This window comes from Aquibacillus albus (genome assembly GCF_016908325.1).
Taxonomy (GTDB): Bacteria; Bacillota; Bacilli; order Bacillales; family Amphibacillaceae; genus Aquibacillus_A; species Aquibacillus_A albus.
The window spans coordinates 1-2,508 of the sequence record NZ_JAFBDR010000050.1 but is presented as its reverse complement, the minus strand read 5'-3'; the positions used below and the strand labels follow the sequence as shown (position 1 = coordinate 2,508).

Below are 2,508 nucleotides of genomic sequence, written 5' to 3'. Positions count from 1 at the left end.
TGTGACCGTCAAGTAAAATTGAACACTTTTTGCTAATTAATTTTGTACAGTTTGTTCCTCAAATATAGATTCGCGGGTCTTCATACGATAGCTTTCACCACTTAATTGGACTACCTCTGCTCGGTGAACAATTCTATCGAGTACAGCTGTTGTTATCGCTGGATCCCCAAGTAATTCCCCCCAATCACTAGGTCCTTTATTAGAAGTAAGGACTATTGAAGCTGAGTTATATAAATCATTAATCAAGTGAAAAAATAGATTGGCTTCTCTCTGATCCATAGCCATAAACATTAAATCGTCTATAATAACTAGATTAGATTCACGAAGTCTTTTCAGCCTTATCTGCGACTTTCTAGTAATCTCTTCTGTTTTTAAAGCATGGATCAAGTCTCCCATAGAAATAAACATTACTTTGTATCCCTCAAATATCGCTTGAATTCCTAATCCCACCGCCAGGTGAGTTTTTCCCGTACCTGGCGGTCCTAATAAAATTAAATTAAATAGTTGGTCAATCCAATTTAGTTCAGTAAGTTGGTTAAATTGGCGTTTACTCAATGATGGTTGCTCTTTAAGATTAAAGTCCAAAAGCGTTTTATTAAAAGGGAAGGAAGCCCATTTCATTCTTCTTTCTATTAATTTTTCTTCTCGTCTTTTTTGTTCAAAACTCATAATTTCTTGTAAAAACGATTGATATGACATATTATTCGTTTCTGCTTTTGTCAAAAAAGAAGGTAATTCAGTCGCTGCTTCTGTTAAACGCAAGGATATTAATAAATCTTTTAACTCCTTAGATTGAGTCATATTACTTTCCCTCCAATATACTTATATAGTCATTAATATTTCTTTGTGAAGGCTTTGCTCCAAGAATGTAAGACTGTTCTGATCGGATAGGTTGCACAATATGATCGTTGTCAATCGGAGCTTGTACATATTTCAATCGTTGTCGTTTAACGTGTTCAATCATATCTATAAACTCTGATGCACTATATAAATTCATATGTAAACAAGCGCTTAAAGCTTCTTGAATAATATGCTTATCGTGCTTATCACATTGTTTAGAAACCAGCTGCAGTTGGTCTCTAATATAACGTGGATAAGATTTTCTTATTTCGCTTAAATACGAAAGTGCCTTATTTGAATCTGGAAATTTATCAGAGACTGCTACTATAAAGGAATCTATACCTTTTGAACGATCCCTGGTGTGGACACGATCCTGAATTAATTTCCCGCGCTCAATAGAGATATCGTGCTTAGCTATTATTTCTCCTGTTTCATTACTGATAATTGTTAGCTGGCTTTTATCTATAATCAAATTAACTTCAGTGCCATATGGACTAAATGTTCCGAGAGGAACACTATATCTATTAGATTTATATAGAACTGTATTGTCCTTACGGACGACTCTTGTTATACTTGGATTACAGTTTTGTTTTTGCTTTTCAGTGTTGGTAGCACTGAATTGCTCAAAGATCGGACGTAAGTGTTGCTTTTCAAGTTCAAACACTTCGGCTGGTCTTTTTTTAGTTATATTATGAACTTTGCCGTTCCCGGTGCGTTTCAACCATGAAAGTGCTTGTTCATTCCAAGAATCAATATTTGAGTATATTCTATACTTAGAGAAGTTTTTCTTAATGAAGCCTACCACATTCTCAATTTTCCCCTTACTCTCAGGATCTGCTTTTCTACATACATGTAAGTGAAATCCTTTTTCTCTGCGATAAGATTCAAATTCAGCAGTTAAAATTAAATCTCCACTGTTTTCACTTACTACTATAAGGCTATCTTGGTCATAAACAATTTCATAAGGAATACCACCGAAGTATTGGAATGCTCTAGTATGAGCTTCTATTAGGTCCTTTGTAGTAAAAGGACGATCTAACCATTCCATATACTTATATCGGGAGTGAGAAAGAAGAAAAGCCACAAAATACATTTTTATCTTCTTTCCTTGTGCATCTTTTTGGATAGTTTCACCAAAATCAACTTGAACTTGTTGACCCATTGGCAATTCAGGTACAGCCTCATATTGTCTTTTTGCTTTTTCTCTTGGAATCTTATATTCTTTGCGTAATTCTCTAACATAACTCCGTACGGTACTTTCACCTATATGGAAATCAGGGTACCTTTCGGATATCCAATCAAATACTTGAGAAGATGATAAATCACTATGTTCTCTCAACCAACTAAGGATTAAATCTTTATATACATCAAGCTTTTTACTTCGCTTTTGTGTTGATGCAACCCAGATTGCCATTTCCTCAGGTGATCTTTCTAAATAGTTATATAAGGTACCTCTAGAAATTCCTAGCTTCTTGGCAATGGTAGCTTTACTAAAACCTTGTTCTAACAATTGTTGAATTTGAATATACACTTTCCACTTATCCACCTTCCGCACCTCCAGTAAGTAAATGACTCATAAAATCTATCATATACTTTTCCGAAGGAAATTGGTTAATAAGTGTTCAATTTTATCTAGCAAGAACTGTCTATTTTAGATTAGCAGTTACA

2 protein-coding genes are annotated in these 2,508 nt (G+C 34.4%); both read right to left on the bottom strand.

Going from position 1 to position 2,508, the window contains the following annotated elements:
• Positions 1-36: 36 nt before the first annotated feature.
• Positions 37-801: an IS21-like element helper ATPase IstB gene (gene istB / locus JOC48_RS21100; protein WP_204502393.1), complete on the bottom strand. Its 765-nt coding sequence runs from the start codon at positions 799-801 to the stop codon at positions 37-39.
• Between the two features lies 1 nt (position 802).
• Complete coding sequence (gene istA / locus JOC48_RS21095) at positions 803-2,386, bottom strand: IS21 family transposase (RefSeq protein ID WP_204502390.1); 1,584 nt, start codon at positions 2,384-2,386, stop codon at positions 803-805.
• Positions 2,387-2,508: the final 122 nt, after the last annotated feature.

Coding starts and splice junctions, on each gene's coding strand:
- istB (WP_204502393.1), bottom strand. CDS start 801: ATGACTCAATCTAAGGAGTTAAAAGATTTATTAATATCCTTGCGTTTA.